Source organism: Nostoc sp. DSM 114159 (genome assembly GCF_053470285.1).
This window is the reverse complement of the sequence record NZ_JBPFEH010000001.1, coordinates 2,743,059-2,752,360: the sequence shown is the minus strand read 5'-3', so window position 1 is coordinate 2,752,360 and position 9,302 is coordinate 2,743,059. Positions and strand designations below refer to the sequence as shown.

Below are 9,302 nucleotides of genomic sequence, written 5' to 3'. Positions count from 1 at the left end.
AAATTTAGATGATATCAGGTTGCGATAATTTTGGTTATCCTGACTCAAAAACCAAAACTAAGCTACAATTCAAGCAGAGTAAGCATTTCCGCTCAGAGACTCCCCATGTTTGATAACCTGCAAACCCAAATTTACCAACTAGAACAATTTGCCAACAGCCTTGTTTCTAACCAACTGACACACCTTAGCTGGGTAAGCGTTGGCATCATCTTTGTTGCTGGCTTGCTTACCAGTCTTACACCCTGTATGCTTTCGATGCTGCCAATTACCATTGGTTACATTGGTGGTTATGAAGCCAAAAGCCGCTTGCAAGCAGCTGCCCAATCAACTTGGTTTGCTTTAGGTTTAGCAACTACCCTAGCAGGGCTAGGTATCATAGCAGGTTTTGTTGGAAAAGTCTACGGTCAAGTGGGAATTGGTTTGCCGATTATCGTCAGCATTATCGCCATTCTCATGGGGCTGAACTTATTAGAAGCACTACCTCTACAATTTCCATCCTTGAATGAAACCAATTGGATTTCGCCAGATTTGCCAGCAGGATTGCGTTCTTATTTGCTGGGGCTGACTTTCGGCTTAGTCGCATCCCCTTGTAGCACGCCTGTTTTAGCGAGCTTGTTAAGTTGGATTGCTAGTACACAAGACTTAATTTTAGGTGCTGTTTTGCTACTTTCTTATACAGCCGGTTATGTGGCACCGTTGATTTTGGCGGGTACTTTTACAGCTTCAATTAAAAAATTACTAGAATTGCGTCGCTGGTCTGGCTGGATTAACCCAGTTAGTGGGGCACTATTGGTAGGATTCGGTGTATTTTCCTTAATTTCTCGGATTCCCCTTGGCAGTTTTTAATATCAATACGTTGTATTAGATTTTACACCTAATGATAGAAGATTCAGCGTCCAAAGAAATAAAATGGTGGGCGATACCTGGGCAGTTCTTACGCCAAGAGCTTTTGCCCGTACTGACTAACTTAAAATTAGCGATCGCACTACTGCTATTGATTGCCATCTTTAGCTCTACCGGTACTGTCATTGAGCAAGGTCAATCACCCGCATTTTACCAAGCCAATTACCCAGAACATCCAGCTTTATTTGGTTTCTTAACTTGGAAAGTAATTCAAGTAGTTGGGTTAGACCACGTATATCGTACTTGGTGGTTTCTGGCATTACTGATCTTATTTGGCACTAGCTTAACTGCCTGTTCATTTACCCGTCAGTTACCAGCTTTAAAAGCTGCCCAGCGCTGGAAATATTACGAAGAACCACGACAATTTCAAAAATTAGCTTTGAGTGCAGAACTAGATACTGCTTCTCTAAATTCCCTCAGCGAAATCTTACAAAAACACCACTATAAAATTTTTCCAAATCAAGAAAAAACAAATCTTCTTTACGCCCGCAAGGGAATAGTCGGACGCATCGGCCCAATTATTGTTCATATTGGTATCGTTGCTATTTTGCTAGGGGGAATTTGGGGCGCGATGACTGGGTTTCTGGCTCAGGAAATGGTTGCTAGTGGCGATACATTTCAAGTGACAAATATTGTCGATGCTGGACCTTTAGCCGCAGCGCAAGTCCCGAAAGATTGGTCTGTGCGCGTCAATCGTTTTTGGATTGACTACACACCATCTGGCGGCATCGATCAATTTTATTCCGATATGTCTGTCTTGAATAATCAAGGAGAGGAAGTTGACCATAAGAAGATTTTTGTCAACGAACCTCTGCGCTATCATGGCATAACTTTCTATCAAACTGATTGGGGAATTGCAGGTGTTCGCGTCCAATTTAACAACAGCCCGATATTTCAGCTGCCAATGGCGCAATTGAACACCAACGGTAACGGGCGGATTTGGGGAACCTGGGTTCCGACTAAACCAGATTTGAGTGAGGGTGTCTCTTTGCTAGCGAAAGACTTGCAAGGAATGGTATTAATTTATGATGCCACTGGCAAACTTGTTGATACAGTCCGCGCGGGGATGTTCGCGGAAGTTAATGGCGTGAAGCTGAAAATTTTGGATGTAATTGGTAGCACCGGCTTACAAATTAAAGCCGATCCAGGCATCCCAATTGTTTACACAGGGTTTGGCTTACTCATGCTGGGTGTGGTAATGAGTTACTTTTCACACTCGCAAATTTGGGCATTGCAAAAAGGCGATCGCTTGTATATTGGTGGCAAAACTAATCGCGCCCAAGTTGCTTTTGAACAAGAAGTTTTAGAAATTTTAGATCGGCTGAGTTCCCAGCCAAAAGGTGAAGAGAAAGAGGCAGCAATTGAAGTTTAAACACAGAAGGGCGCAAAGTAAATCGCTCCAGGAACGCAGAGAATGACTTTGCGTACCTTTGCGTTAACCTCCGCGTCCCTTTGCGTTTCAAAATTATTTACAACTAATTACACCCACACACCTACAAACATTGAAATTACTAGAGGTATTTATTAAACATTGGAACAAAAAATTTCTATATCTGCTAAACTTCAATCTCAAGGACGGGTTTGCCTTCTACCTTTAATCGCTATCTTGTTGAGTATTGCTTCTTGCACTGCCGAGCAAAAAAACATCAAGCGTGTTTCCCTTGTTGGTACTGGGGCAAGTTTTCCCGCACCTTTGTATGAGCGTTGGCTTTCAGATTACAACCAGCAAAATCCCAATATAGAAATTAACTATCAAGCTATAGGAAGCAGTGCTGGAGTGCAACAGCTCATCGACGGGACTGTAGATTTTGCAGCTAGTGATGTGGGAATTACAAGGGAACAAGCAGCCAAGGTAAAACGGGGAGTAATTGCTTTGCCAATAACTGCTGGTTCTATTGTGTTAGCTTATAACCTGACACCATCTATACGGCAGTCGCCTCAAGTGAATGTGCCACCTACTCTCAGGCTACCACGCCAAGTTTACGTAGATATCTTTCTCGGAAAAATTAAGAATTGGAATCATCCTAGAATAGGTGCAGCTAATCCAGGTGTAAGTTTGCCCGATTTACCAATTCAAGTTGTAAACCGAACTGATGGTAGTGGAACTACAAGCGTGTTCACGCAACACCTAAGCGCCATAAGTGCGGAATGGAAAAGCAAAGTTGGGGCTGGTAAATCTGTAGCATGGCGAATAGGAATTGGTGGAAAGGGTAACGAAGGTGTTACCGCCCTGATTCAACAGATACCAGGAGCTATTGGCTATGTAGAATACATTTACGCCAAACAAAATAAACTTTCTGTGGCTGCTTTAGAAAATAAATCCGGTAATTATATTACGCCGACACCAGCATCTGTAGCACAAACTTTAGAAGCAGTAAAATTACCAAGTGATAATTTGATTGCTTTTATCACCGATCCTACAAGTACCCAGTCTTATCCCATCGTCACTTACAGCTGGCTTTTAACTTATCACCAATATCCAAACCGAGTTAAAGCTCAAGCACTAAAAAACTTTGTAAATTGGGCTGTGATTGACGGGCAAAAATCCAGTTTGGAACTTGGGTATATTCCTTTATCAAAAAAAGTTGTGCTGCAAGTGCAATCTGCTGTCAAGAAAATTGCTGAATAAATATAGCAGTTCTCCTTTGGATGCAACATAGACTAAATGGTTGAAAAAGAGGCAAGGGAGCAGGGGAGATAGTTCAGATATTGCGTTTAGTTATAAACTTTGTAAAGAATAAGAAATTTTTTAGCAACCCAATAATCATTACAGTTTTATTATGAAATAAGAAACAGCTAATAACTTTATTCCTAGTTGACTGAAGTTTAGTGCTGTTATTTGGTGGAGGGTGCAATGTCCGGTGATTTGGATTTTGCTCCTTAGAGTGCTTTGGCTAGGAATTGTACACTTGCTCAATTAACTTCAGAGCTTCTAACTTAATGGAAGTAACTCCAGACCCTGACCAAATAGTACTTTTTTGATTGATATTCCCATTACTATCTGGAGGCTATTGCTATGTTCAATGAACAAGCTTACTTGCTAGCATACCCTGATGTAGCGGCGGCTGTTAATGCTGGCTCTTTTACCTCAGGACTACAACACTATGAACAGGTTGGACAATTTGAGAACGATCGCTTTGGCTTTTTTTTTGGAACCAACGGAAATGACACCGTAACTGGCTTTGGTGAAGGTAACAAACTCATTGCTGGACTTGGTTTTGACGTTTTATCAAATGGATCGACAGTTGCTGGAGTCGGTCAGATTGATACCCTAATTGGCACCCAAGGACAAGATGTATTCCTCCTTGGCCATCCTACTTTGTCTTCATTAACCTCCACGCCTCAACAATTTTACGTTGGTGGCGGTAATACAGATTATGCTCTAATCCAGAACTTTAAGCGAGGAAGTGACAAGATTGTGCTAGAAGGAGCAGCACAGAACTACACCTCTCAAGTAATAAACGGAAGTTTAAACATCTCTACATTATCGGGAGACTTAGTTGGTATTGTGGAGGGCGTTACTTCTTTAGTGCAGATTCCGGGTAGTTTAATTGACATTACACAATTCAACATTCCATTTAATGCTATTGGACAGTTTTCTGTTTTTTTGTAATGCAATGTACGAACTAGGCGTTGTTGCTTTATGGAGTTAAGTTTACTGAATGTTTATTAACTGGAAAGATTGGAACTGGTTGTTGGCGTTAGAGAGTTTGTTAATTATTGATGGTGCAATCTCAGCCTCTATCAATTGTGCTCTTGCCCAACCCATAGCCGATGATACCTTAGCTAAAAATTCTATTGTTAAACCTAGTATTATTCCGTTAAACAAAGATGTATCTAGTATCCTGATCGATGGTGGAGTCACTAGAGGAGCTAATCTTTTGCATAGTTTTAAGGAATTTAATATTGGAGAAAAAGAAGGAGTCTATTTCATTAATCCTATCGGCATTAAGAACATTTTGAGTCGAGTTACAGGAGATAAAGGCTCTGAAATTCTAGGAACTCTGGGAGTATTGGGCAATGCTAACCTGTTTTTGATTAATCCCAATGGGATCATCTTTGGACCAAATGCCAGCCTGAGTCTCAACGGTTCGTTTGTAGGAACAACAGCAAATGCCATCGGGTTGGCTAATGGTGACATTTTCAGTGCAAATCCGGTTAAAAACCTGCCAACCGGACTGTTGAATGTAAATCCTTCTGCATTTTTGTTCAATCAAATTGCTGCCCCAATTCAAAATAACTCAGCTGGTTTAGGGGTTGACGATAATCGTAGTTTGCTGCTTATAGGTGGCAACGTGAGAATAGATGGTGGCTCCTTGAATGCCTTGGGTGGGCGAGTGGAGTTAGGAGGATTAGCACAAGAGGGGACAGTCGATCTCAATATCAGTGGTGATAATTTCAGCTTAAATTTTCCGGCTAACATAGCGCCAGCAGATGTGTCGCTTACCAATGGCGCTGAAGTTAATGTCGCCTCTGGCGGTAGCGGTAGTATTGCTATCCACGCTCAGAATATAGATATTTTAGACAGAAGTAGCCTGCGTGCTGGCATCAGCCTACTTGCAGGTATCGATGACGCTCAAGCAGGAGATATTATGCTCAGTGCCAAAGGAGCATTAACGGTAAAAAATAGCTTTGTTTACAATGCTGTTTTTGATAGGGGGAATGGCGGTGATTTACTTGTTGACACAGGAAAATTGATTATTCAAGATGGAATAGTAGCGACTGCTACTACTTCTAGTGGTAGTGCTGGGAATCTGGCTGTGAAAGCCTCTGACTCAATAGAACTAACTGGCAGTTCCTCATCAAACGGTACAATTGACATCAATGTTCCGATTAATTCCGCCGATAATTCTTCCAATTTTCCTGTTCCAATTGGCTTGTTTTCCGCTTCCTTGGATGTCAAGAATCTTCTTGCCCAGAATCTTCGTAATGCTCCTCCTTATTTAAAAAATTTTATAATTTCTTCTCTACCTACTGCAAGTGGAAATGCCGGAAACCTGACCATTGAAACTGGGCGGTTAATTGTCTCTAATGGGGCAGTAATATCGGCAGGGAGTACTACCCCAGGGCGAGCCGGAAATTTATTCGTGAACGCAAAAGACTCTATAGAACTTAGTGGCACCTCAGCTAATGATGCTCCCCAAGGACTAGGACTGTTCACCATAGGCGATAGAGTTCCCAGTGGATTGCGTAATGAAACTAGAGGTTTGGGACAAGGAGGCGACTTAACTATTGATACTGACAGATTAATTGTCCGTGATGGGGCCTGGGTGACAGCAGGTACTGGTGGAGAGCAGCCAGGAGGAAAATTAACTGTGAATGCTTCAAAGTTAGTAGAAATAAAAGGCATCGGCACAGACAATAATGTTCCTAGCGTCTTAGCTAGTGGAACACAGGGATCTGGAAAATCGGGCGGTATGGCTATTACTACTAAAAAGTTAATAGTCAGTGATGGGGGAATCATCTCATCGGGTACTTCTAGCTTGGGAAAAGGCGGAGATTTAACTATCAACGCCTCCGAATCTGTAGAACTTCTCGGCACTTCAAAGCAAGGAGTGTCCGCCGATGTCTTAGAGCAACTAATTGGAATTAGTGGAGGCTTAGTCTCTAACGTCGTAAAGGATCGTCCGTTTCCTAGTGGTATAATTACAGGGACTACAGGTCAAGGAAATGCCGGAAACTTGGTAATTAAGACTGGACAGTTGTTTATCCAAGATGGGGCACAAGCATCAGTTTCAACAACCAGTGTAGAGAAAGGGAATGCGGGTTCCTTGACTGTTAATGCCACTTCTATAAAACTGAGTGGAACTTCACTTGAAGGCTCCAACCTCAACGATGTTGTGGGTCGGAGCCTGTTAACGACTGCTACCAGCAAAGACTCAACAGGTAAAGGCGGCGATATTAATTTATACACCAACTCCTTAGAAATCATCGATGGTGCTGCACTGACAGCTAGTACTTCAGGGCAAGGAGATGCAGGTAAAATAACTGTCAACGCTACTGATAAGGTAATAATTAGTGGTAGTGATTTTAATTATGATGACCTAGTTAATAACTTTAGCGATCGGGTAGAAAATATCGGCGTTAGCAGTGGCTTATTTGTCAGTTCTACTGGTTCAGGAACCGCAGGCGACATCGAAATCAATTCACCTAAAATTATTTTAGACAACAAAGGTAAACTCAACGCCGAATCTGCATCCGGTAACGGCGGTAACATCAACGTCAACAGCGACTTACTTTTACTCCGCCGCAACAGTCAAATCTCCACCAATGCAGGTACAGACAAATTAGGTGGCAATGGCGGTAACATCATTATCAATAACCTCCCAAATTACCGAGGCTTTATCGTTGCAGTTCCCAACGAAAATAGCGATATCACTGCCAACGCCTTTGAGGGTAGCGGCGGGAAAGTTATTATCAACTCTGCTGGCATCTTTGGGCTACAGCCGCGCAGTCGGCAAGAGCTCGAACAGCAGTTGCAAACAACCGACCCGAACAAGCTAAATCCTAGTCAGTTGCTAACAAGTGACATCACTGCCATCTCCCAAAGCAAGCCTTCCTTAAATGGTGAGATAAATCTCAACACACCTGATACTGACCCTAGTCGCGGCTTAATTCAACTACCTTCTAACCTGGTCGATGCATCCCAACAAATCGCTCAAGGCTGCACTCCCAGAGGACGACAAACCGCCAGTCGTTTTATTGCCACAGGACGCGGTGGATTACCCCTTAGCCCCAACGAGCCTCTGCGGGGACGAGCAGTAATTACTGGTTGGGTAGATTTGCCCCCACAAGCAACACAGAGAGTCACGGATAAATTATCTACATTTGTGACCAAATCTACTAATCAGATTGTGGAGGCTCAAGGATGGATTGTTGATGGTAAAGGTGATGTTATTCTTGTGGCTCAATATCCCCAAAATTCTTCTATTCCCTCTGCTATGTCCTGTAGTCGATGATTCATTATCCCAAGAGTAGGGGGAACAATTCCTATGAAACCCAAGAGTCATAAAAGTAACAAATGGCCAAGAATTTGTAACGGATGCTTTGAACCCACATTCCGCACCCCAACTGTCACACATCAACAAAATGTAAATAAAATAGTACAAGAAAACTAATAAGAACGAATATTTAAATTGAAGCTAAGGGAGAAAAAGGAGATTACAGTACAAAACGTGTAAAATTTAACTCTAATCGCTTTAGTTAACTTTACGTTACATACTTGTAAATTTTGCCGCCCACTTACTTATATATATCCTGTCCGGTTAATCAACCTTCTTTCAAAAATATTTCTAGTCAGGATTTCAGTCCTGATTTTGTATCACTAGCGTCTTATAAAAAGGACTAAAATCCTCTCTAAAAGCCAAAGGTTTCATTCTGGGTACTTATGATGACGCACTTCAATCACAGTATGTACATTACCGCGAGGCGTAAAATCTGCTTTTACAATGATTTCCAACGGATCGCAAGCAGCTACAAAATCATCCAAAATTTGATTAGCAGATTCTTCGTGGGAAATGTAGCGATCGCGGTAACTATTAATATAAAGTTTGAGTGCCTTTAATTCCACTACCCGTTCATCAGGCACATAGCTAACATAAATTGTCGCAAAGTCAGGATAACCGGAAAACGGACATTTACAAGTAAATTCCGGCAAAGTAATGTTAATGTCATATCGCCTCCCCACACGCGGATTCGGAAAGGTAATTAGTTTACCTTCGGCAATGTCGCGTTCGCCATACTTCATTTCTTGGTTTGTCATTTGTCATTTGTCACTTGTCATTTGTCATTAGTTATTCTACTTATCTTTACGTCCTTTTAGTAATTTTGTAGCTTGTTAACTCCAAACTCCAAACTCCAAACTCCTAACTCCCCTTCAATACTCTTCCTTCTCCCAGTCTGGACAATTCTCATCTTCGCACCCGTGGGGATGCATAGCATAAACTAATAAATTACCACCATAAACTTGACCGTGGTAATGACTACAACCAATACAGGCAGGATTTTTTTCAGATGTAGGTTCAACTGAATAAGGAAAACCCGGATCTACATCTGCTACCATGTCTTCCAGTTCCCAGTAAGCTTCTAACATCGGTTCAGCCAAATCCTGTAGATACTGATCGACTTCAGTAACAATATTATTATGTACTTGCTCGGTGACTTCTTCTGTTAGCTCAAAAAGTGCGTCTACCACTTCACTCATTCCCAGGAAGAAGCGCTCTACTTCATCAGCCACTGTTTCGACGATTTCTACTAAATCTTTTTGCCACTGTTCCATAAACTTGACACCTTTGCAGGCTCTAAACAGGACGCTTTGTGTTATCTGGCTTGAAGCACTAAAATACACACTAAGCAATGTATCTTATCAAGTTTTTATCCGAAGTGTCATGTCAAAATGC

7 protein-coding genes are annotated in these 9,302 nt (G+C 41.9%); 5 read left to right on the top strand and 2 right to left on the bottom strand.

What is annotated here, in order from left to right; genetic code table 11:
* Positions 1-105 precede the first annotated feature (105 nt).
* From ACR5KR_RS11410 to ACR5KR_RS11390, 5 genes are all read left to right on the top strand, one after another.
* Complete coding sequence (locus ACR5KR_RS11410) at positions 106-846, top strand: cytochrome c biogenesis protein CcdA (RefSeq protein ID WP_448266597.1); 741 nt, start codon at positions 106-108, stop codon at positions 844-846.
* 31 nt (positions 847-877) lie between these two features.
* The gene (locus ACR5KR_RS11405) at positions 878-2,275 is read left to right on the top strand and encodes a cytochrome c biogenesis protein (protein ID WP_448266596.1); all 1,398 of its coding nucleotides are present in this window, start codon (positions 878-880) and stop codon (positions 2,273-2,275) included.
* Positions 2,276-2,434: 159 nt separating this feature from the next.
* On the top strand, positions 2,435-3,532 hold the full coding sequence (gene pstS / locus ACR5KR_RS11400; RefSeq protein ID WP_448266595.1) for a phosphate ABC transporter substrate-binding protein PstS: 1,098 nt from the start codon (positions 2,435-2,437) through the stop codon (positions 3,530-3,532).
* A gap of 387 nt (positions 3,533-3,919) precedes the next feature.
* Positions 3,920-4,516, top strand: coding sequence for a hypothetical protein (locus ACR5KR_RS11395; RefSeq protein WP_448266594.1), 597 nt, complete (start codon positions 3,920-3,922; stop codon positions 4,514-4,516).
* A gap of 49 nt (positions 4,517-4,565) precedes the next feature.
* Entirely contained in the window at positions 4,566-7,862 is a 3,297-nt protein-coding gene (locus ACR5KR_RS11390) for a two-partner secretion domain-containing protein (RefSeq protein ID WP_448266593.1), read from the top strand.
* 413 nt (positions 7,863-8,275) lie between these two features.
* On the opposite strand, the gene queF is transcribed toward ACR5KR_RS11390, so the two are convergent.
* Both queF and ACR5KR_RS11380 read right to left on the bottom strand, forming a co-directional pair.
* Positions 8,276-8,665: a preQ(1) synthase gene (gene queF, locus ACR5KR_RS11385; RefSeq protein ID WP_448266592.1), complete on the bottom strand. Its 390-nt coding sequence runs from the start codon at positions 8,663-8,665 to the stop codon at positions 8,276-8,278.
* Positions 8,666-8,779: 114 nt separating this feature from the next.
* Positions 8,780-9,181 carry a hypothetical protein gene (locus ACR5KR_RS11380; protein WP_448266591.1) on the bottom strand — a complete coding sequence of 134 codons (402 nt, stop codon included), beginning with the start codon at positions 9,179-9,181 and terminating at the stop codon, positions 8,780-8,782.
* Positions 9,182-9,302 lie beyond the last annotated feature (121 nt).